This window comes from Pantoea sp. JZ2, from assembly GCF_035191405.1.
GTDB classification, from domain to species: Bacteria; Pseudomonadota; Gammaproteobacteria; order Enterobacterales; family Enterobacteriaceae; genus Pantoea; species Pantoea stewartii.
The window spans coordinates 57,039-77,205 of the sequence record NZ_CP045248.1 but is presented as its reverse complement, the minus strand read 5'-3'; the positions used below and the strand labels follow the sequence as shown (position 1 = coordinate 77,205).

The following is a 20,167-nucleotide window of genomic DNA, read 5'->3' as shown; positions in this document are numbered from 1 at the left end:
ATTACAAATTGTCGTTTAAATTGGCTGTGCTCTTGCTGCCTGTTCGTGTATCAGGGTGCAGCACCTCTGAAAACCAGTTCACAACCAGGCGGATGACGTCAGGTTGATACCAGACCTCATCACCATGTTCTGCACCTTTCACCACGACGTACTCAACCTTATCACCTGCCTTTTTCAGCGCATCAAAGAGTTGCGCACTTTGATGCGGTGAAACGAGTGAATCTTTGTCACCGTGCATAATCAGGAAAGGCGGTTTGGGGTTCGCAAGATGGCCCATGGGACTTGCCTGACGGGCTTTATCGGGATCATCCATGACAGACGCGCCTGCAAAATCGTGGAAGGCCGGTCCATGAATCAAAAGGGCTTCAGTGACGGCCGGTGAGGCATGGACCTGTTGATTCTCTTCAGAGAAGCCTTCACCAATATTGCGTAAATCTGAAATACCGTAAATCGTGGCGGCGGCCTGGACGTCAGATGATGTTTCTGTAAAATCACCCTGTTCGAAAGCGGTCTGACCATTTGTCATGCCCAGCATTTGTGCCAGCCAGCCTCCTGCCGAATCGCCTAAAACACCAATACGATGAGGATCGATACCGTACGTTTCTGCATGCTGTCTCAGATAGCGTACGGCCGCTTTCCCGTCAACAACCGGCGCAGGGAAGGTATCCGGTACAACACGATATTCAGCTGCGGCCACAACAAAGCCCGCCTCTGCCAGCGCCATGCGCATCTGAATAAATTTCTCGTGGTCGGCACTGGTAAACCCCCCGCCCGGAAAGTAAACAATTGCGGGTTTGACTGCATCGGTGCGGGGCACCAGTAATGACATGTGAAGCGGTCTGACCGATCGTAGCGTTGTAATCTGCGAATAAACCACGCCAGTGATCGCATCAATCTGGTTGCGCACAGGGTGGACTTCAATCACCTTTGCGCCTTCACGGTATCCGGTCAGTTCAGTATTTTTCGTTGCCATCGCGTTACTCATCGTCATGATTACGGCCAGTCCCCCAATAAAAAAAGTGTGGCATACATTCATAATTATTCCCTGAGACGTTGAAAGAAAGTATGAATTGTTAAGGGTTTTTAAAAGGTTGCAGGGGCGTTCAGCCTTTGCCAGCAGACGGTAGCGCATAAGGCATAGCGCGGTGTTGAGCAAGATTATGAAAGCGAAGGTTTTATGGGGGTTGGTTACGTGTGTTCCGCGAAAGTGGATGTTTGACCAGAAAATTTAATGGGTTCTCAGGCACCGTCGTGGGCATTACGCTGCGCCCACCGGGTCCGGTATCTGACGGACCAGACGCAGGTAATGTCTGGTCCTGAGTGGTTAACGAATCACGATCGTCAGCAGGATGAGGATGGCCGCTATGGCAACAACCTGAATAAAAATCTGGTTAAGCGTGAACTTGCGCATTGCCTTCCCTCACTGCGTCAGTATTTGCCAAATACCTGCCGACATCACGATAAAGCCGACAAAAAGAAAGATCAGGGTTATCGCGGTTTCGGATGAACGATTCATAGTATTCCTCCCTGGTTAATGATGAGCGCCTGACCCTACTGTGCAGAAAGCAACAAATCGGGGCAGGACAGGTCTGTTTCATGGCTTCAGGCAGAGCAGGGGCTCACCGGTTTCCGGTAAAGGCGTAAAGCCGCCTCACTCAAAAAGGGGTTAGCGCGTCACAGGAACAGCGTGAGGTCTGCCAGTACGCCAGTGGTGTGGTTCCGTTGTGCAAGGCAGGGGTGCCGCATTGCCGTTCCGCGTTTAAAAACGCTTTACGGATGCCTTACAGCAAGGATGCCGTCCATCCGGGAGGCGGGAATAGCGCATTTTTGAACATAAACATGACGGTGGTCCTTATGGTCTGATTCATGATTAACCGGACAAAAGGCCAGTCATCGCGACGGGAAGCCTGCTGTCGCCCCAGGGCGAGCAAAACCATCACGAAAGCGTTTTACTCACCGGAGGGTAAAAAGAAGGTTATCCCGTCACAGGGCGTCCGAATGAATCTGCACGTAGTGTAATCAGGTTAAACAATGCGTCAAAGCACGAACCGCCAATGTGTGAGGATTGGTTTAGGTTAACTCGCGGGGTGCTTCGTCCATGACTGAGACGATTCATAACAATTGAGGGCCGCTGGCCATGCGTAACTGCGACGGTGTCGATCCGGTCACCTGCTTAAACCGGTTACTGAAATGGCTCAGTGAGTTAAAACCATTCTCCAGTGCAATCTCGGTTAACGACAATGATGTCGATACGATCATCTGACGCGCGTTTTCCATCCGGCGCTTCATCACGTACTGGTGAGGTGCAACGCCGAGTGACTGACGAAACATCCGGGCAAAATGATATTCACTCAGACTGGCCTGGCTGGCGAGAACGTTCAGAGTAAGGGGCAGAGCCAGGTGCGCATCAATAAACGCCAGGGTATTGCGCAACACATAGGGAGCAAGTCCGCCCGTGACAGAGGGAAGCCGCCACTGGACACACGAATAGTGTTGAATCAGATGGGTTAACAACAACGTGCTGGCGGTGCTCAGCATCAGCTGATTGGCTGGCTGCTGCCAGTCGCAGCTAAGTAAAAACTGGCGATACAACGCCGTAATCGTGTCATCACTGGCAAAAATCTTTTCATCGAGGGATAACGAGGCCGGGCTGCGATCCCAAATCTTTTCACCGACCTCTCGCAGGTGCTCATCTGTGCAGTAGAGATGCACGAAGGAGAGATCGCTGCGTACATCCCAGGTCGATTCACTGTGCTGCGGCATCAGGCAAAATTTATTCGGTCCGCCGCCGTTGCGCCATCCGTTTGCCGTTTTGTGGTAACTCTCATAACCATCAGCAATATACAGGCTGAGCGTATGATGATTGCTGTTAACGGTAACGCGGTCTTGTTTGTTGTGCCAGGCGGCCAGTCGGATGCCCGAATTAAGCATCACCGATTCCCGCAGCACGGCCTTTTTTTGACGCAGTGTTTCAAAGGTGTCGTAAACGCGAGACATGGCATGCTTCCGCTTGATAAACAGAGGTCCAGTCTAGGATGACAGACGTCAGGTAGCCAGATGTATCACGCTAAAATGCGCAAGATTTTGCAACCCGACCGCAACATGATGAAAGCCGACCCCTCGCGATTACGTCACAGTTGAAGAGAGTCTGAGGCAGAGGGATAACGATGAACGCAATACTTTACGCCATTGTGGTCGTGATTTGGGGAACAACCTGGATCGCTATTTTTTTACAGCAGGGGCCTGTAGATGTCACGGTTTCGGTATTCTGGCGGTTTGCCATCGCCAGCGTCATTATGCTGATACTGTTAACGCTGCTGGGACGCCTGCGCCGCCTGGCATGGCAGGACCATCTGTTTTGTCTGATCCAGGGATGCTGTGTGTTTTGCTTTAATTTTTGGTGTTTTTACACGGCTGCGGCTTACATTAATACAGGCCTGGAGTCGGTGATTTTTTCGATGGCCGTGCTCTATAACGCGGTAAACAGTTATATTTTCTTTGGCCAGCGCCCACTCCCCCGTTTCTGGTTTGCCGCCGCACTGGGATTAACCGGCATGGTCGTCCTGTTCTGGCACGATCTGCATATCAGCGACTGGAACAGTAACGCGCTCATGGGAATGGGGCTGTCAGCACTGGGTACCTTTGGTTTTTCATTAGGCAATATGATCAGCCTGCGCCATCAGCGTCGGCATCTTGAGACGATGACCACCAACGCCTGGGCCATGTTTTATGGTGCTCTCGTTATGGGCCTTATCGCTATTATTCGTGGTGCCAGCTTCTCACCGCAATGGACCTTCACTTATCTCGGCGCCTTACTTTATCTGGCGGTGTTTGGTTCCGTCATCGCTTTCTGGGCTTATTTCACCCTGATCAAACGCACAAGTGCGGGCAAAGCCGCCTACACCACACTTATGTTCCCTCTGGTCGCGTTATCGTTCTCCACACTTTTTGAAGGCTATACCTGGCAAAGTCATAGTGTGGCCGGCTTGCTACTGATTTTAAGCGGTAACCTGGTAATGTTTGCCCGCCCCATGCAGTGGTTCAGGCGTAAAGCGCTGACAAACGCGCATTAGCTGTTTATGCGCGCGGCGGTGTGCATTGCGGTTGCAGTTGATAGACGTAAGCGGTGACAGTGTCACCGTTTTCAAGGGTCACTTCCGTCCTGAGGCGATCGTACCCGTCTTCAAATTCGTCCAGCATGGACCAATATGATAAGAGATTATCAGAACTAAAAACGTAACCCTCAACGCGCGGACCTCGGCTATCCAGCACCAGACCAGGAAAGCCTGCGGCTGCTCCGCACCCCTGAGGATAGAAAATGCCGCTTACAAAGCCTGCCTGCCAGTTGCCTCCGACCCTGTCGAGAATGTGGGCATTACTGTGGCCCGGGCGCAAAGTCCCATAAACGAATAACCTTTCCATCATAATCTCTGTGTAAAAACCGCTACCTTAGCTGCACGAACTGCGGTTGTCATTATGGAGAACGTTCTATTTTAACGCACAGGCGGTGCGTAGCAATATGCGCTTATTATCATGGATTTATATTTTAATGAAACAACCTGTTCACATTTAACCCTATAGTTTCTGTTAGTGACAAAATATCCCGTCATAGTCGCTGTTTTCTTTTTTTCAAGGTTCTGGAAATAAAATTACGTTGTAAAGCCGGTTAGTTATTTGCCGATAAAGGCCTGTGAAAATAATTGTAGTTTTTACCTATCCGGGGGAGTTTTTTCTATGACAATCACGCAGCGTTTAGTGCTGGCATTTTCTTTGCTTGCTTTATCACTTTGTGCGCTTGTTGCTGTTTCTTTATCTGTGATTTCGGGCTTTCAGTCGCGCTTTGAATATGTTCAGGTTAATGCTATTCCCAGCATTAAAGATCTGAATAAGTCAATTAGCGCAACTAACCAACTGGGGCTGGCCCTGTATCGCCATCAGACGGCGACAGACAGCGCTAAGCAGGCTGAAGCAGAACAAAAAATTAATACCATTATTAATAACATCAAGTCATTAAATGATTATTATATGGCGAATGATATTTCCAGTGATGAAGATAAAGAAATGACCGTTGGGGCCAATCGTAACCTCGATGCGGTCCGCAGCGCGTTACCTGCTTTTCTTGCTGCGTCACGTAGCCATAATAATGAACTGTCACTTTCTCTCCTGCAAAGTGACAATGGCATTGGCGCTGCCGCACGTAAAATGGAGTCTGATTTCACTAAACAAATTGAGCTGAACATTCAGATTGGTGATGCACTCAGAGCACAGAATAATCAGATTTATTCTAAGACCGTCTGGATGATGACCTGTGCATCACTGTTGATTATTTTGCTGCTCGGTGCGTTCTCAATAAATATTATTGTTGGCATTAAACGTAGCCTTACCAGCATCAAAGATACCATGGCTGAAGTGAGCAGCAATTTGGATCTGACACGCTTAGCGCCGGTGTTGAGAAAGGATGAGATTGGTCAAACGGCTATGGCGTTTAATGATCTGCTTAAGCGTGTATCGACTACGCTGCTGTCAGTCAATCATGCGGCGCAATCCGTCAGCACAGGATCGACGCAGATTGCGGCTGGCAACGAAGATTTGTCATCTCGCACTGAGCAACAGGCCGCCTCGCTGGAAGAGACATCGGTTAGTATGGCTACGCTCAGCGATACCGTACGGCAAAATGCCGAGGGCGCAGTCCAGGCCAGCAACCTGGCCAATAACGCCAATAAACTGTCCAGGCAGAACGGCGAAGCCGTGAGTCAGATGCTGACCACGATGGATGAAATTCGCGGTAGCTCAGCCAAAATATCTGATATCACAGGGTTGATCGAAGGTATTGCATTTCAGACGAATATTCTGGCCCTTAACGCCGCGGTTGAAGCTGCCCGTGCGGGTGAGCATGGCCGTGGTTTTGCGGTCGTGGCATCAGAAGTTCGCAATCTGGCACAACGTTCGTCATCCGCGGCGCGTGAAATTAAAGAGTTAATCACCACGTCTGTTTCGCAGGTTGAACAGGGGCTGACGCAGGCAACAAGCGTAGGCAGTAACTCCGATAACGTGGGCCATGCTATTCAGCAGGTTGCCGATCTGGTTAATGAAATTGCCGCTGCTACAGCCGAGCAAAGCAAAGGCATTGAGCAGGTGCACCAGGCTATCGGCCAGATGGATGAGGTCACGCAGCAGAACGCCTCCCTGGTTGAGGAAGCTTCATCTGCATCCAAATCTTTACAGGAGCAGGCGGAAACGTTGTCGAGACTGGTGTCAACGTTCAAAGTTAACGAGAGCGTCACGCAGGTGGCAGTATCGTCCCCTGTAGCCGTGAGCTATGCATCGCCTGTGTTAAAAAGACCGCAACTGAATGCCACCGGTGCAGACAAGGTTAACTGGGAAAGTTTCTGATGCGCTGTCACTGGGCCTGATCGCTTCAGGCCCACAACACGAGCGCTGCGATATCGCAGCGCTTTCTTCTTGATATACGTTTTGCGTGGCGAAAAGCCTTCTTTTTGGCGCATAAGACGCGTTTCTCTCCTTCGATGCACGCTAGTGATACTGTGCAGGCCTTGTGCGCCATTCATGCCCTCCATACCCGGACCGTATGCCTCATTCCGTTGCGCACTGCGATCCGTAACCCAGTGACAATATTCGCCGCCCTCATTTGCGCGATCGGGGCGCGCCGCGGTTTTCCCATGCCATTATCAGGCTGAGTGAGGCAGGCAGCAGGGTCAGCGTGACCAATGTGCCGGTGATCAGCCCACCGATGATCGCGAATGCCATTGGCCCCCAGAAAACCTGATGTGAAATAGGTAACATGCCGAAGATTGCCGCGCAGGCAGTGAGCAGGATGGGACGCGCCCGGTGCAGTGCGGCATGGCGGATGGCGTCACCCTGTGCCATGCCAGCCTGCGCATGGCTGTCTACCTCGCTGATCATGATTACGGCGTTACGGATAATCATGCCCGCCAGCGCAATGATGCCCAGCAGTGCGACAAACCCCATCGGCGTGCCACCCGGTAACATTGCCAGGACAATCCCCGGCAGGCCGAAAGGTGCCATCAGCAGCGCAAGCAGCATTCTGGAGAACCGCTTCAACTGCAGCATCAATAACACAAGCATGCAGCACAGGGTGACCGGCAAAACGGCAAACACCGAACTGTTACCTTTATTCGACTCGGCGACGGTTCCACCTTCTTCAATGGCGTAACCTGCGGGCAAGGTTGCCCGCAGAGTATCCAGGCCAGGTCTCAGTTGATCAGACACCGTTTCGGCCCGTTGCTCAGGTGCAATATCGGTTTGCACGGTGATATAGGGCAAACGCTGTCGTCGCCAAATCACCGGATCGTCGAGCTGCCATTTCAGTGTGGCGACCTGCCCAAGCGGAATTTTTTGCCCGGAAGCTGTGTTGAGCATCAGGCTGTCTAAGATGGCTGTGTCCTGTCGTTCCCGATCGTTGCCGCGCAGAACCACATCTATCAGCCGGTTATGATCGCGAACCGTGGTCACGGTACTGCCGGACATGACAGTATTTAGTGTGGAAGCAATGCTTTCTGAGGAGACGCCGACGGCGCGTGCAGCAGTCTGGTTTACCTCAACATTGATTTCCCGCTCGGGCTCGCCAGCCGTCATATTTACCTCACGCGTATTCGGCGAACGCGAAAGTTGAGCAGCCAGTTTTTCCGCGATGTCCCGTACTTTGCTGTAGTCAGGGCCGGTGACGCGGTATTTCAATGGCCAGCCGACGGGTGGACCCAGTTCGAGAGGGGCCACACGGGCAGTCAGATCGCTGAAATCCCGCGCCAGTGTCGCCTCCAGGCGGCGTCGAACGCGATCGCGCGCTTCCAGGTTCTTAGTCACCACAACCAGTTGCGCCACATTTTCATTGTCCAGCAAGACTTCCATGGGCAAATAAAACCGCACGGCACCTGCGCCGACATAGCTGGAGAAGTGATCGACATCGTGATCGGCGCGCAACAGGGTTTCCAGCTGTGCGGTACGCCGTGTCGTTTCACTTTGAGAGGCATTTGCCGCCAGCGAAAGATTCACTAACAGCTCGGGACGATCGGACGCGGGGAAGAATTCGCCCTGCATCAATGTAGTGCCTGCAATCCCCATTCCCAGCAATAACAAGGCGCTTATCACGGTTGTCCAGCGGTAGTGTAAAACCCGATCAAGCAGACGACGATAGCAGCGGGCCATCAGACCGGGAGGTGGTGATGGGGCTGTCACCTGCTCAGTTAACAGCCAGGTGCCGATAACAGGGGAAAACAGAATCGCCACGACCCAGGAGCACAGCAGCGAGATCAGCACGACTGCAAAAAGAGAGTAACAATATTCACCGGCGCTGGAGGCCGCAAAACCGACCGGAATAAAACCGGCGATCATCACCAGCGTTCCCGTCAGCATAGGAAACGCGGTGGTTTTAAACGCAAAGGTTGCGGCCTGCGCTTTGCTGTCTCCCGCCTCAAGGCGGGAAACCATGGTTTCAACCGTGATCATGGCATCATCGACCAGTAAACCCAGCGCAATAATGAGAGCCCCCAGCGAAATGCGTTGCAGGCCAATACCGGCCACTGTCATGCCGACGAATGTCATGGCCAGAACGAGGGGAATCGCAGCGGCGACCACCAGCCCGGCACGGAAACCCAGCGAGAAAAACGAGATTGCCAGAACGATCAGTACCGCTTCCGCCAGCACCCGCACAAAGCCACTGACGGCGGTTTTAACAACGGTGGATTGATCGGCGATCTTCACCATCGTGATACCGTGCGGGAGCTGGGCGGCAATCGTCTCCATGCGCGCATGAATGGCCTGACCAAATTTCAGCATATTACCCGTCGGGGCCATGGAGATGGCCAGGCCAATGCCAGGCTCGCCGTTGACCCGGAAGGTTGATGCCGGCGGTTCAGCAGGCTGAAGCGTTATCGTGGCAATACTGGTCAGCGGGATAAAGCGCTGGCCGATATGTAAGGTAATGGCATTAAGGTTATCAGCCGAGGTCAATGCACCACTGACATGAAGTGCAATATTTTCTTTATCAGTGCGTATTACACCTGCGGGCGCAACGGCATTTTGCGCGGCCAGAGCATCACTTACCTCCCGAAGCGTAAGGCCCATGCCCGCTAACTGCCGTGGCGAAAACGCGATAACAATGTGTTCTTCCTGTTCGCCGGGCAGGGTAATTTTACCCATGTCTGGCACATCCATCAGGCTTCGACGGATCTCATCGACTTTATCCCGCAGTTCTCGCGGACTGAAGCCATCGGCCGTAAAGCCATAAATCGTGCCATAGGTGTCGCCAAATTCGTCATTAACAGCGGGACCCTGAACGCCTTGTGGAAGCGATGAGGCGATATCCTGCATTTTTTTCCGAATCTGGTACCAGATAGTCGGGACCTGATCCGGCGGCGTATCATCACGCAGGTTAACAAAGATGACGGCCTTTCCCGCCCGGGTTTCACTCTCGATAAAATCCAGGAACGGTGTTTCCTGCAGTTTTTTTTCCAGCGTATCCGTCACTAACTGCATCGTGTCTTCCACCGTGGCACCGGGCCATTGTGCGGACACGACCGCCGTTTTGATGGTAAACGCCGGATCTTCATTACGGGGCAGATCGATGTAACTCAGTACACCCGTCGTCATCACCAACAGCATGAAAAACACCACCAGTTGCTGATGTGCTAACGCCCAGGCAGAGAGATTAAAGCGGGCTCTTTCAGCCGATCTTCTCATTTTTCATCCTCCCCGGACTGTACCCGCTCTCCCGGCAAGAGCGTTTTCACGCCTGCGGTGACTACGCGCTCACCCGGTATCACGCCAGCACTGAGATAGATATGTTGGGCATCGAAGCGCGCCAGCGTGACCGGCCTGAGTGAAAGCTGATGGGACTGGGTGTTCACCACAAAAACGGCGGGACGATCACCGGCACGCGTGAGAGCGCTGGCGGGCAGGGTGACAACCTGTTCGGCTTTACCGGGAAAGGCCCCCACGACGGTCGACCCCAACGCCATAGCGACCGGCGGTTGAGGCAGCATGACACGCAGCCGCCAGGTGCGGGTCTGCGGATCGGCCTGCGGACTGATATCGCGAAAATGCCCTTGTGTCTTTATCGCAGGGTTCGATAACAGCGTAATGCTGAAGGGCGTGGAGGAGGCGTACTCCGCCAGCGAGGGTTCAGCAAGGTCAAAGACAGCATCGCGATCGCCATCAGCGGCAAGCGTCATTACGGACTGCGCGGCGCTTACCACCTGACCCGGCTGGACATTGACGGCGGTAATGACACCGGCGCGCGGCGCGGTAAGCTGCGTCCAGTTGAGATTATCCTGGGCATTTTTAAGCGCGGCTTCACTGCTCTGACGCCGTGAAACGGCCGCCTGCCAGTCACCTTTTGCACTGTCTAACTGCGAACGGGAAATGGCCCCACCGGGCATCAGCTGCTGCATACGACGCAGCGTTAGTGCGGCAACATGTTCTGAAGCGCGCGCACTCGCCAGATCGGCAGTGGCACTGCTGAGCTGGTTTTGAGCGGCATTACTGTCTAAGGTCGCCAGAACCTGACCGGCATTCACATGCTGTCCAATGTCCGTGGTGCGGGTAATGACGCGGCCATCCAGCCTGAAAGCCAGCGAAATTTCTTCATGGGCACGAATTTCACCCGTCTGCGTCATCAGTCCACCGCTGGAGAAGGGCGGAACCAGTACTGTCCGCACGGGACGAGGCGCTTCACGCGCAGGCGGCGCTTCCTCCCGGCAGCCTGACAGGATAAGCATGCCTGCCACGACAAACAGTGACGGTAACACATAACCCGGAAAGCTCAGATGACGCAGCGCCTGGCGGGCAAAAGCGGGAATAAAATCTGTCATAACCGTATTCCTGAAATGAGACAGGCTCATTTAAAGCGGGTTATGTCCAGAAACCTTCGATGAATTATCAAGAAATGGTCAAGGCAGACAAAAAAGCCTGTACAGGCCAGCACGCACTCAGATTGAGCGCGCGTCGTCAGATAAAGGCAAAGCGATCGTAATCTGCAGTCCGCCGTCCGCAGGCAAACGTGCAAATATCTCCCCACCGTGCGCCTCCACGATAGCCTTCGCAATAGACATGCCGAGACCGCTTCCGCCGGAATGCCGTGCGCGTGACGATTCTGCCCGGGTGAAACGGTCGAAAATGACAGGCAGAAACTGAGGATCCACGCCCGGCCCATAGTCACGAAACTGCAGTGTGACAGCGGCGGGCGAGGTATGAGCGGTCACATAAAACCGTTTCCCCTCTGCGGCATAGCGCAGTGCATTTTCCGTTAAGATGGTTACCACCTGGCCCAGCCGGGAGACATCGCCAGTGAAAGAGAGTTGGCCGGGTGACTGCACCTCAATCACCATCTGTTCGGCTTCAGCCTGAGGCGCTAGCCACGCCGTACGTTCGCGTAACACTTCGGTAAGGTTAAACCGGCTCAGGCTGAGCGTAAGCTGGCCAGCTTCCGCTAACGATAATAAGTGCAGTTCATCCGTCAGGCGGCTCAGCTGCGTCAGCTGCTTCATGATCATGGAGAACTGCTGAGGTTCCGGCGCAAATACGCCGTCGACAATGCCTTGTAAGCGGCCAATGGCTGCGGTGAGTGGCGATCGTAGTTCATGAGCAATGGCAACCTGCGAAGCTTTAAGTTCGCGTTCGTAACGGGCTAACTGCTGGGTCATCAGATTAAAGTCTTCCGTAAACCGCACTAATTCCTGTGGCGCGCCGTCGACCTGACCGACCGATGTGCCGAATTTCCCCTGTGCCACATCGCGTGCCGCATTCGCCAGCTGACTAAACTGTTTCGCCAGCGGTCGGGCGAAGCGCAGCCCCATTACAATAAAGAACGGAATCACCACGGCGACCAGCACGGCGACCGTCAGCCAGTCAGCCGAGGCGATTGACGGGTCGGAAAAGCCGACGCCCCACCACTGATCGACAATCTGATGAAAGCGAGCCGGTGCCTGCTCCGGGTGTAACCGTATGCGGGAAAACTCCGCCCAGACGTCCGCAGGCATGCGAGAGTAAACCCAGAGCATTTGCAGCGCGAAACGCAGCCACATGCAAAACGCGATAAGGATGACGCTTCCCAGACCGATTATCAAAATACGGATGCAGATCCAGCGCCACATTGAGTCGTGCGTTTTTAGTTTCATGGTTGTCTGAACCTGTAACCCACGCTGCGAACCGCAGGTAAGATATCTGACATGCCTGCGGCTTCCAGTTTGCGTCGCAGGTTATAAACATGGGTATCAACCACGCGCTCAAGCGCATCACTTTCAGGCAGGCAGTGTTCAAGCAAGAATAAGCGACTAAACGGGCGGGTTGGGGCGCGCATCAACGTCACCAGAATCGAAAACTCCGTTGGGGTCAGATCGAGCCGCTGAATGCCCTGTTCATTTTTTACTACCGCTGTCAGCGATTCAGTGTCGACTTCCAGGCCCGCCCAACACAATGTGCTGTCGGGGACGGTACTTTGTTGGGTGCGACGTAAAACGGCCTGAACACGTGCGACGACCTCGCCAGGATGGTAGGGTTTCACCACATAATCATCTGCACCATAGCGTAATGCGCCGATCCTGTCGGGGGCATCTCCCATCGCTGTCACCATAATCACTGGTGTATTTCCCCTGCGTCGAAGGGCCGCCAGAACTTCCGTGCCGTTCATGACGGGCAGCATCACATCAAGCAGAATGAGATCGGGCTGCCACCGTTGCGCGTGGTCAAGTCCTGTCATTCCATCGCCAGCAATCATCACCGTGTAGCCTTCACGTTTAAGATAGGCTTCAAGTACGCCGGCTGCATCGGCATCATCTTCGATAATCAGTACACGTTTAGACTTCATTGGGGCCACTTTGACTTTTTCTCCCTCATTTCCCGTATGTGCCCGCACCGCTCTATTGGCATGTCAGCCGTGTCGTCTGCATTTAATGTGATTAAGCAAAACGATAATAACCTGAAAAAATCGGCAAGACATGGTCAGTTTAATGTCGGCTGGAGGAAGAGAAGGGAATGCGCAGGATGCCAGAGAGAAAAACAATACGCCTAATAAAAAAACGTAATGAAAAAGGGCTCGATCAGAAATAATGAACGGACATCAGACGCTTTTTCATGTTGTTATCAAACGGCTGACCAGGCGGAGTCAGACGTTTACGTTTAAGGCATTACGGGGGTTGCTCAGTGTGGGGAATGTCTGCGATGCCGATGCGTTAGCGCTGGGCAGAAAAAATGACACTGTCACTTTTATGGTGAGCGTTTTGCTCAGGCAAGACTGGCATGGTGCCGGGCAGGAAGTGGTTACGGGCAGGCCAGGTGACGTTCATACAAGGCTGTCCGACTGATACGATGAAAAACCGCCCGGTTTAATAACGCCGCCGCGTAATGTCTGGCGCAAACCTGATCGGTCGCGTGATTTATCGCTTCTGTGCAAGGCCGCCCCACAGCAGCCTTCATCTGCTACGGGGCGGCCAGCATGAATCCGTATTTACCCTTTATGGCACGCGACGCGATCATAACCGGTAAGTGCGGATTTCGCCGTCGCTTTACGCTTTCTGCTGTTAACTTTGGGCAGCCAGATTTTAAATTGCTCCGCCAGTTGCTTCGCCTGTTGTTCATCCGTGGTACGACAGATAAACAGTTTACTCTTGGTTTGATTGGTCACATCGGTGGCATAAATTTCGTAACTTCCGCCACGGTGATCGTATTCAATATCCGTGAAATGCATGTGTGGCCACAGGCCCGTTCTGACCTCAAACTTGCTCAATTCCATAATTTTTACCGTTTTTGTTTTTTGCTGTGATGAATGTCGTTCCCCTGGTCGGGCCACTAAATGTAGAACAAATTCGGATTTGTGCCAGCCGACAACATTATTTTTCACTGCCAGTCTTAATTTTTTATAAAAACAGCGTGTTACCATGACATTACGTCATTAAAAGGAGAAAACGATGATTGTCAGAACCTGGCATGGTTGTGTCCCTCAGCAGCACGCAGAGGCATTTTTTACGCATCTACAGAAGACGGGCGTGCAGCATGCAGAATCGGTACCCGGTAACACAGGCGCTTTTATTCATCAGGTTGCACAGGGAGAGTGGCAGCATTTCTTTCTGGCCACATACTGGCGGGATCTGGCGGCAGTGAAAGCGTTTGCTGGCGAGGATTACCCGGTGGCAGTTACCTATGCGGATGACGAACAGTTTGGGTTGATCTCCGATCCCTATGTCTTTCACCATCAGGTCAGCGAGGTGGTCGCGCTGTAATGTTTTTTCAGTCTAAGACCTGACAAAAACGCAGCAGGTAGCCATCTGGATCCTGAACCAGTAACTCCTGCTGGCGTTCATATTTCTCACCCGTAGAGTAGGCGTTTTCGCTAAGTGGTCGGAACAAGGGCGTGCCCGTTTTCACCAGGCGCGTGTGAAGCTGCTGAATATTGGAGACTTCTGTCTGGAAGTTAATACCGCGTCCCAAAGGATACTGCATCTCTGCGGTGTGCCAGCCCGCGTCATGCTGCTGTTAAATCATTAATTGCGCTTCACCATAACAGAGATAAGCGAAGTCTGAATGAATGCGTCTTATTCTCAAAGTAAACCCCAGTTCATCGACATAAAACGCAAAGGATCTGGCAAAATCAGTGACAGTCAGTTCCGGCACCATCGAATTCCAGAAGCCAGAATCAGCAGGTTCAACTGACGATGTAGTGACGCCTAATTCCTTGTTCATAAGAAAAAAATCTAAAAGTTAGAAAAGTGATCACCGTCACATTATGAGTGCAACGCGTGTATCAAAACTCCGACTTTCCCTTAGAAAATGCTATCTGTCAACAATGTAGATACCGCCTGGCAGCATTTGCAGAATGTGCGGTAATCTCTTCATGAAACTGTCAAACATATCTGTTTATTTAATGTGATTAATCTGGTAAACCTAATAAAGATCGTGTCAATTTGTGAATTGAATGAAGCGTTTAATGTTTGGTTAAGGTTACGAGCGTATCATTTGGCATCGTTATGAAGTGAATATTTTTCTAATATTTGACTTCACGATCAGAGGTCAGTGTACTTTGCCTCTTTTCGCGGATTTTAACGGAAAAAAATGAGCATAAGATTACATTTTGGCTGTTTTCATATTTCAAACTTATCCTCTTTCTTCTGGAAAAAAGGCAAAACAGTTTAAGGACATTACTTAATGGCGTTTCTTCCGTTTTCTCGTCCTTCTTTAGGCGAGACTGAATTGTCTGCAGTGCGTGAGGTCTTTGCGTCTGGCTGGATTACGACCGGGCCGAAGTGTGCTGAACTTGAGCGCGCATTTTGCCAGTTAACCGGCAATCAACACGCTATTGCCGTCACGTCTGCTACTGCCGGTATGCACGTCATGTTAATGGCGTTGGGCATTAAAGCCGGTGATGAAGTCATCACACCTTCCCTGACCTGGGTTTCTACATTAAATATCATCACGTTACTTGGTGCGATGCCGGTGATGATCGATGTGGATATCGATAATCTGATGGTGACCCCTGAAGCTATCGAAGCGGCGATTACGCCGAAAACCAGGGCGATTATCCCTGTCCATTATGCGGGTGCGCCTGCGGATATGGACGCGATCTATGCTATCGGCCAACGCCATGGCATTCCGGTCATTGAAGATGCCGCGCATGCGGCCGGTACCTACTACAAAGGTAAACACGTGGGTGGCCAGGGAAATGCTATTTTTTCCTTCCATGCCATCAAAAACATGACCTGCGCAGAAGGTGGCCTGGTCGTCACCGACGACGCGGCTCTGGCCGATCGCATTCGCAGCCTGAAGTTTCATGGTCTGGGCGTCGACGCGTTTGATCGTCAAACACACGGTCGTCAGCCGCAGGCAGAAGTGATTATGCCGGGCTTTAAATACAATCTGCCGGATATCAGCGCGGCCATTGCGCTGGTTCAGCTGGAGAAGCTCCCCGAAATCAATCAGCGTCGCGCGGCGATAGCGCAACGTTACCTCGATGCCCTTAAAGATACGCCGTTTAAGCCTCTTGTTCCGCCCGCCTGGCAGCATCAGCACGCCTGGCATCTCTTCATTATTCGCGTTGATGAGCAGGCGTGCGGTATGACCCGTGATGCACTGATGCAGGCGCTGAAAGAGCAGGACATCGGCACGGGGCTGCATTTCCGTGCAGCGCATACGCACAAATATTACCGTGAGCATTATCCGCATTTATCGCTGCCTGCCACTGAGTGGAACAGCGAGCGTATTTGTTCCATTCCGTTGTTTCCCGACATGACTGACGATGACGTTGAACGCGTTATCAGCGCACTACGTGGACTGGCTGGGGTTTAAATGTTCGACGATAAAAAGATTGAAAAAGTATCGGTAGTCATCCCGGTTTACAATGAGCAGGAAAGCTTACCGGCATTGATTCAGCGTACCGATGATGCCTGTAAGAGCCTGAACCTGGACTATGAAATTCTGCTGGTCGACGACGGCAGCCAGGATGCGTCCGCGACGATGATCGCCGATGCAGCCTCACTGCCCGGCAGTCATATTGTCGCCGTTTTGCTCAACCGTAACTATGGTCAGCACTCCGCGATTATGGCGGGATTCAGCAATGTCAGCGGCGATCTCATCATCACGCTGGATGCCGATTTGCAAAACCCACCCGAAGAAATTCCCCGTCTGGTGGCCGCCGCTCAGGAAGGCTATGACGTTGTCGGCACGGTACGCCAGAATCGTCAGGACAGCTGGTTCCGTCGTCAGGCATCACGCACCATCAACCAGATGATTCAACGCGTGACCGGTAAATCGATGGGGGATTACGGTTGTATGCTGCGGGCTTATCGCCGTCACATTATCGATGCCATGCTTAACTGCCATGAGCGCAGCACGTTTATCCCGATCCTGGCTAACACCTTTGCGCGTCGTACGATTGAACTCCCGGTTACTCACGCAGAACGTGAACACGGCAGTTCGAAGTACAGCTTTATGCGCCTGATTAACCTGATGTACGACCTTGTCACCTGTCTCACAACCACACCACTACGCATGCTAAGTGTACTGGGCAGCCTGATTGCGATTGCAGGTTTTGCGTTCTCCGTGATTCTGATTCTGCTGCGGCTGTTTCTGGGCGCAGCCTGGGCTGGCGATGGTGTTTTTATGTTGTTTGCCGTCCTGTTTATCTTTATCGGCGCGCAATTTATCGGCATGGGACTGCTGGGTGAATACATTGGTCGTATCTACAACGATGTACGTGCCCGTCCACGCTATTTTATTCAACGTGTTATCAATCCTCAGAAAGACCGTTCTGTACAGGAAACCGAGTAATGAAAACTATCGTCTTCGCTTATCACGACATGGGTTGTGCGGGCATTAATGCGCTGTTGAAAGCAGGCTTCACTATCAGCGCCATCTACACCCATGCCGACACGGCGTCAGAAAATCACTTTTTTGGCTCAGTGGCGCGAATTGCGGCTGAAAATTCAATCCCGGTTTATGCTCCGGATGAGGTTAACCATCCGCTGTGGATCGATCGCATTAAATCAGCAGAACCTGATGTTATTTTCTCCTTCTACTATCGCAACCTGTTGTGTGACGACATTCTGAACTGCGCGAAGCAGGGCGCTTTTAACCTGCACGGTTCACTGCTGCCAAAATACCGCGGTCGTGCGCCATTAAACTGGGCGCTGGTGAATGGCGAAACGGAAACCGGTGTGACCTTACACCGCATGGTGAAAAAAGCCGATGCGGGTGAAATCATCGCGCAACAGCGCATCGCCATTGCTGAAGAAGACAACGCGTTAACCCTGCACCGCAAACTGGTTGACTGTGCCAGTGAGCTGCTGGAAAGCACCTTGCCCGCGATGAAACAGGGCAATATCGTCGGCAAGCCGCAAAACGAAGCGGAAGCCACGGTTGTGGGTCGCAGAACACCAGAAGATGGTCGCATCAACTGGAGCCTGCCTGCTAAGCAAATCAATAATCTGGTCCGTGCCGTTACCGATCCATGGCCGGGCGCGTTTGCGTTTGCCGGCACCACAAAGTTTGTGGTCTGGAAAGCCAAAGTTTTAACGACCGCGCACAACGCTCGTCCGGGAACCGTGCTGTCAGCCGATCCGTTTGTCGTGGCTTGTGGTGAAGGCGCGCTGGAAATCCAGACGGGGCAAACCCCGAACAGCGTTTACATGAACGGTGTTCAGCTGGCGCAACATCTGGGCATGGTAAATGGCGCACTGCTGTATTCTCAGGCTGTGGCCGCCGTGAAGCGTCGCACCCGCGTGTTGATCCTGGGTGTTAACGGCTTTATTGGTAACCATCTGACCGAGCGCCTGCTGCAGGACGACAACTTCGAAGTGTTTGGCCTGGATATTGGTTCCGACGCGATCAGCCGCTTTGTTGGTCACCCGCGCTTCCAGTTTGTTGAAGGCGATATCAGCATCCACTCAGAGTGGATCGAATACCACATTAAAAAATGTGACGTCATTCTGCCGTTGGTCGCTATCGCCACGCCGATTGAGTATACCCGCAACCCGCTGCGTGTCTTTGAGCTGGATTTTGAAGAAAACCTCAAAATTGTTCGCGACTGTGTGAAGTACGGCAAACGTATCATTTTCCCGTCAACGTCCGAAGTGTATGGGATGTGTACCGACAGCAACTTTGATGAAGACCACTCGAACCTGGTCGTCGGTCCGATTAACAAACAGCGCTGGATTTACTCGGTTTCCAAGCAGCTGTTAGACCGGGTCATCTGGGCTTACGGTGAAAAAGAAGGTCTGCGCTTCACCCTGTTCCGTCCGTTTAACTGGATGGGTCCGCGCCTGGACAACCTCAATGCCGCGCGCATCGGAAGTTCGCGTGCCATTACCCAGTTGATTTTAAACCTGGTGGAAGGTTCGCCTATCAAGCTGTTTGATGGTGGTCGTCAGAAGCGCTGTTTTACAGATATCAGTGATGGTGTTGAAGCCCTGTTCAGAATTATTGAAAACAAAAACAATAACTGCGACGGGCAGATCATTAACATCGGTAATCCAGACAACGAAGCGAGTATCAAAGAGCTGGCAGAACGTCTGCTGGAGAGCTTTGAGCGTCACCCGCTGCGTGCCAGCTTCCCGCCGTTTGCCGGTTTCCGTGAAGTGGAAAGCAGCAGCTATTATGGCAAGGGCTATCAGGATGTTGAGCACCGTAAGCCTTCAATCCGTAATGCAAAACGCCTGCTGGGCTGGACACCTGAAGTGCAAATGAATACGACCATCGATAACACTCTCGACTTCTTCCTGCGCACCGTTGAGCTTCAGGACGATAAGGCATGAGGAAAGTCGGTCTACGTGTCGATGTCGATACCTGGCGCGGGACAAAACTTGGCGTGCCCGCGCTGATTGAGGTCTTCAAAAAACACGATGTCCAGTCATCCTTTTTCTTCAGTGTCGGGCCTGACAACATGGGACGCCATTTATGGCGTCTGATGAAGCCGCGCTTTCTGTGGAAAATGCTGCGCTCACGCGCAGCATCGCTTTATGGCTGGGATATCCTGTTGGCCGGGACCGCCTGGCCAGGAAAACAGATTGGGGCAGGGATGCGCGATATTATCCGCATGACGGCCGATTACCATGAAGTTGGCCTGCACGCCTGGGATCACTTTGCCTGGCAAACGTGGGCAGGCGTCTGGAATGAAGAACAGCTTATTCAGCAGATTGCGAAAGGACGGGATGCGCTGGAGGCCATTATCGGCAAACCTGTCACCTGTTCCGCCGTGGCGGGCTGGCGCGCGGATGGTCGTGTTATTCAGGCCAAGCAAACATTTGGTTTTGCGTACAACAGCGATTGCCGCGGTACCGCGCCTTTTCGCCCACTGTTGAGAAATGGCGAGCCGGGTACGGTACAGATCCCCGTGACGTTACCCACCTGGGACGAAGTGGTCGGTCCCACGCTGAGTGCTGAACGGTTCAACGATTACATCCTGGAACAGATCCACGCCGATCAGGGCACCCCGGTGTATACCATCCATGCTGAAGTCGAAGGTATCAGTCAACTCAATGCGTTCGATACGTTGTTACAGCGTGCCCGCGAGCAGGGAATACAATTTTGCCCGCTGAGCGACCTCTTGCCTGACGACCTCGATACATTGCCTGTCGGCAAGGTTGTTCGTGGGCACATTGCTGGCCGGGAAGGCTGGTTGGGTTGTGAGAATTTAACAAGGTAA

At 52.5% G+C, this 20,167-nt stretch carries 17 protein-coding genes and 1 pseudogene; 7 read left to right on the top strand and 11 right to left on the bottom strand.

Annotated features, from left to right (window positions below):
- Position 1: 1 nt before the first annotated feature.
- The 4 genes from GC087_RS22850 to GC087_RS22840 all read right to left on the bottom strand — a co-directional run bounded on the left by GC087_RS22850 (position 2) and on the right by GC087_RS22840 (position 2,997).
- Positions 2-1,036 carry an alpha/beta hydrolase gene (locus GC087_RS22850; protein ID WP_058702535.1) on the bottom strand — a complete coding sequence of 345 codons (1,035 nt, stop codon included), beginning with the start codon at positions 1,034-1,036 and terminating at the stop codon, positions 2-4.
- 288 nt (positions 1,037-1,324) lie between these two features.
- On the bottom strand, positions 1,325-1,411 hold the full coding sequence (mgtU, locus tag GC087_RS25885; RefSeq protein WP_353247409.1) for a magnesium transporter protection protein MgtU: 87 nt from the start codon (positions 1,409-1,411) through the stop codon (positions 1,325-1,327).
- Between the two features lie 9 nt (positions 1,412-1,420).
- Positions 1,421-1,516 (bottom strand): protein MgtR, encoded by a 96-nt coding sequence (gene mgtR / locus GC087_RS25880; protein WP_110268492.1) that lies wholly within the window; start codon positions 1,514-1,516, stop codon positions 1,421-1,423.
- A 596-nt stretch (positions 1,517-2,112) separates the two neighbouring features.
- Positions 2,113-2,997, bottom strand: a complete 885-nt coding sequence (locus GC087_RS22840; protein WP_039339471.1) for a helix-turn-helix transcriptional regulator — start codon at positions 2,995-2,997, stop codon at positions 2,113-2,115.
- Between the two features lie 170 nt (positions 2,998-3,167).
- Here GC087_RS22840 and GC087_RS22835 point away from each other — a divergent pair, with 170 nt between their 5' ends.
- The gene (locus tag GC087_RS22835) at positions 3,168-4,073 is read left to right on the top strand and encodes a DMT family transporter (protein WP_324030732.1); all 906 of its coding nucleotides are present in this window, start codon (positions 3,168-3,170) and stop codon (positions 4,071-4,073) included.
- Positions 4,074-4,077: 4 nt separating this feature from the next.
- Here the strand turns inward: GC087_RS22835 and GC087_RS22830 are convergent, their stop codons facing one another.
- Complete coding sequence (locus tag GC087_RS22830) at positions 4,078-4,422, bottom strand: gamma-glutamylcyclotransferase family protein (protein WP_044243074.1); 345 nt, start codon at positions 4,420-4,422, stop codon at positions 4,078-4,080.
- A 312-nt stretch (positions 4,423-4,734) separates the two neighbouring features.
- On the opposite strand from GC087_RS22830, the gene GC087_RS22825 reads away from it, so the two are divergent.
- Positions 4,735-6,393, top strand: a complete 1,659-nt coding sequence (locus GC087_RS22825) for a methyl-accepting chemotaxis protein (RefSeq protein ID WP_039339469.1) — start codon at positions 4,735-4,737, stop codon at positions 6,391-6,393.
- A gap of 252 nt (positions 6,394-6,645) precedes the next feature.
- Here the strand turns inward: GC087_RS22825 and GC087_RS22820 are convergent, their stop codons facing one another.
- The 5 genes from GC087_RS22820 to GC087_RS22800 all read right to left on the bottom strand — a co-directional run bounded on the left by GC087_RS22820 (position 6,646) and on the right by GC087_RS22800 (position 13,768).
- On the bottom strand, positions 6,646-9,720 hold the full coding sequence (locus GC087_RS22820) for an efflux RND transporter permease subunit (protein ID WP_324030731.1): 3,075 nt from the start codon (positions 9,718-9,720) through the stop codon (positions 6,646-6,648).
- Positions 9,717-10,850, bottom strand: a complete 1,134-nt coding sequence (locus tag GC087_RS22815) for an efflux RND transporter periplasmic adaptor subunit (protein WP_058708899.1) — start codon at positions 10,848-10,850, stop codon at positions 9,717-9,719. Before GC087_RS22815 ends, GC087_RS22820 begins: the two co-directional genes overlap by 4 nt.
- Positions 10,851-10,967: 117 nt before the next feature.
- Positions 10,968-12,155 (bottom strand): sensor histidine kinase, encoded by a 1,188-nt coding sequence (locus GC087_RS22810; RefSeq protein WP_324030730.1) that lies wholly within the window; start codon positions 12,153-12,155, stop codon positions 10,968-10,970.
- Positions 12,152-12,844, bottom strand: coding sequence for a response regulator (locus GC087_RS22805; RefSeq protein ID WP_006121952.1), 693 nt, complete (start codon positions 12,842-12,844; stop codon positions 12,152-12,154). The genes GC087_RS22810 and GC087_RS22805 overlap by 4 nt, the downstream gene beginning before the upstream one ends.
- Positions 12,845-13,483: 639 nt before the next feature.
- Positions 13,484-13,768 carry a hypothetical protein gene (locus tag GC087_RS22800; RefSeq protein ID WP_006121951.1) on the bottom strand — a complete coding sequence of 95 codons (285 nt, stop codon included), beginning with the start codon at positions 13,766-13,768 and terminating at the stop codon, positions 13,484-13,486.
- 175 nt (positions 13,769-13,943) lie between these two features.
- Between GC087_RS22800 and GC087_RS22795 the strand changes: the two genes are divergently transcribed.
- Positions 13,944-14,255 (top strand): hypothetical protein, encoded by a 312-nt coding sequence (locus GC087_RS22795; RefSeq protein ID WP_006121950.1) that lies wholly within the window; start codon positions 13,944-13,946, stop codon positions 14,253-14,255.
- 7 nt (positions 14,256-14,262) lie between these two features.
- Here the strand turns inward: GC087_RS22795 and GC087_RS22790 are convergent.
- A pseudogene (locus GC087_RS22790) lies at positions 14,263-14,649 on the bottom strand (bleomycin resistance protein).
- 528 nt (positions 14,650-15,177) lie between these two features.
- Between GC087_RS22790 and arnB the strand changes: the two are divergent.
- The 4 genes from arnB to arnD are packed head-to-tail and all read left to right on the top strand — an operon-like array spanning position 15,178 to position 20,167.
- Positions 15,178-16,314: a UDP-4-amino-4-deoxy-L-arabinose aminotransferase gene (arnB, locus tag GC087_RS22785; RefSeq protein WP_058702544.1), complete on the top strand. Its 1,137-nt coding sequence runs from the start codon at positions 15,178-15,180 to the stop codon at positions 16,312-16,314.
- Positions 16,315-17,295 carry an undecaprenyl-phosphate 4-deoxy-4-formamido-L-arabinose transferase gene (gene arnC, locus GC087_RS22780; RefSeq protein ID WP_033742463.1) on the top strand — a complete coding sequence of 327 codons (981 nt, stop codon included), beginning with the start codon at positions 16,315-16,317 and terminating at the stop codon, positions 17,293-17,295.
- The gene (gene arnA / locus GC087_RS22775; RefSeq protein ID WP_006121946.1) at positions 17,295-19,277 is read left to right on the top strand and encodes a bifunctional UDP-4-amino-4-deoxy-L-arabinose formyltransferase/UDP-glucuronic acid oxidase ArnA; all 1,983 of its coding nucleotides are present in this window, start codon (positions 17,295-17,297) and stop codon (positions 19,275-19,277) included. The genes arnC and arnA overlap by 1 nt, the downstream gene beginning before the upstream one ends.
- The gene (gene arnD / locus GC087_RS22770) at positions 19,274-20,167 is read left to right on the top strand and encodes a 4-deoxy-4-formamido-L-arabinose-phosphoundecaprenol deformylase (RefSeq protein WP_006121945.1); all 894 of its coding nucleotides are present in this window, start codon (positions 19,274-19,276) and stop codon (positions 20,165-20,167) included. Before arnA ends, arnD begins: the two co-directional genes overlap by 4 nt.

Coding starts and splice junctions, on each gene's coding strand:
- arnA (WP_006121946.1), top strand. CDS start 17,295: ATGAAAACTATCGTCTTCGCTTATCACGACATGGGTTGTGCGGGCATT.
- GC087_RS22850 (WP_058702535.1), bottom strand. CDS start 1,036: ATGAATGTATGCCACACTTTTTTTATTGGGGGACTGGCCGTAATCATG.
- GC087_RS22805 (WP_006121952.1), bottom strand. CDS start 12,844: ATGAAGTCTAAACGTGTACTGATTATCGAAGATGATGCCGATGCAGCC.
- GC087_RS22800 (WP_006121951.1), bottom strand. CDS start 13,768: ATGGAATTGAGCAAGTTTGAGGTCAGAACGGGCCTGTGGCCACACATG.
- GC087_RS22840 (WP_039339471.1), bottom strand. CDS start 2,997: ATGTCTCGCGTTTACGACACCTTTGAAACACTGCGTCAAAAAAAGGCC.
- GC087_RS22825 (WP_039339469.1), top strand. CDS start 4,735: ATGACAATCACGCAGCGTTTAGTGCTGGCATTTTCTTTGCTTGCTTTA.
- GC087_RS22830 (WP_044243074.1), bottom strand. CDS start 4,422: ATGGAAAGGTTATTCGTTTATGGGACTTTGCGCCCGGGCCACAGTAAT.
- GC087_RS22810 (WP_324030730.1), bottom strand. CDS start 12,155: ATGAAACTAAAAACGCACGACTCAATGTGGCGCTGGATCTGCATCCGT.
- arnB (WP_058702544.1), top strand. CDS start 15,178: ATGGCGTTTCTTCCGTTTTCTCGTCCTTCTTTAGGCGAGACTGAATTG.
- arnC (WP_033742463.1), top strand. CDS start 16,315: ATGTTCGACGATAAAAAGATTGAAAAAGTATCGGTAGTCATCCCGGTT.
- GC087_RS22835 (WP_324030732.1), top strand. CDS start 3,168: ATGAACGCAATACTTTACGCCATTGTGGTCGTGATTTGGGGAACAACC.
- mgtR (WP_110268492.1), bottom strand. CDS start 1,516: ATGAATCGTTCATCCGAAACCGCGATAACCCTGATCTTTCTTTTTGTC.
- GC087_RS22795 (WP_006121950.1), top strand. CDS start 13,944: ATGATTGTCAGAACCTGGCATGGTTGTGTCCCTCAGCAGCACGCAGAG.
- GC087_RS22815 (WP_058708899.1), bottom strand. CDS start 10,850: ATGACAGATTTTATTCCCGCTTTTGCCCGCCAGGCGCTGCGTCATCTG.
- arnD (WP_006121945.1), top strand. CDS start 19,274: ATGAGGAAAGTCGGTCTACGTGTCGATGTCGATACCTGGCGCGGGACA.
- GC087_RS22820 (WP_324030731.1), bottom strand. CDS start 9,720: ATGAGAAGATCGGCTGAAAGAGCCCGCTTTAATCTCTCTGCCTGGGCG.
- mgtU (WP_353247409.1), bottom strand. CDS start 1,411: ATGCGCAAGTTCACGCTTAACCAGATTTTTATTCAGGTTGTTGCCATA.